This is a genomic window from Mycobacterium intermedium (genome assembly GCF_002086275.1).
Taxonomy (GTDB): Bacteria; Actinomycetota; Actinomycetes; order Mycobacteriales; family Mycobacteriaceae; genus Mycobacterium; species Mycobacterium intermedium.
Genome location: NZ_MVHT01000331.1, coordinates 1 through 398, shown reverse-complemented (window position 1 = coordinate 398; position 398 = coordinate 1). Strand labels below are relative to the sequence as shown.

The following is a 398-nucleotide window of genomic DNA, read 5'->3' as shown; positions in this document are numbered from 1 at the left end:
AAGAGTTAGCCAATCACCCGCTCAGGGGCGGGGACTTCTCCTGGCCAAAAACGGGGACTTCCAGATGGCCATTGACATGAGATGACAAGCAAGGTGACGACGTTGGTCTGTGCGACCTGACTTGGCTCACGATTTTGGGTTGGTGATGCGCGTAGGGGTTTGACCTGTGGTTTCGTGGTCGGTTCTGCGTAAGTTTGTGCACTAAATCGGGGCCGTAGGCTGCCGGGGTGGCCTACGTGCGCACCGTGAAGACCGCCTCGGGGGCGACCGCGGTGCAGATCGTGTGGTCCAACCGGCGAGGAGCGCGCTCGATTGAGCATCTGATCACGCTCATCGAAATTCCTCAGGTGTGCCCGCTGAAAGTCCTCACCTGTGAGCAGGGCTCAGTGTAGTTGGTG

The 398-nt window shown here is 59.0% G+C and carries 1 protein-coding gene; it reads left to right on the top strand.

The features are described from left to right. Positions 1 to 227: 227 nt before the first annotated feature. Complete coding sequence (locus tag BST27_RS33030) at positions 228 to 392, top strand: hypothetical protein (RefSeq protein WP_170062405.1); 165 nt, start codon at positions 228 to 230, stop codon at positions 390 to 392. Positions 393 to 398 lie beyond the last annotated feature (6 nt).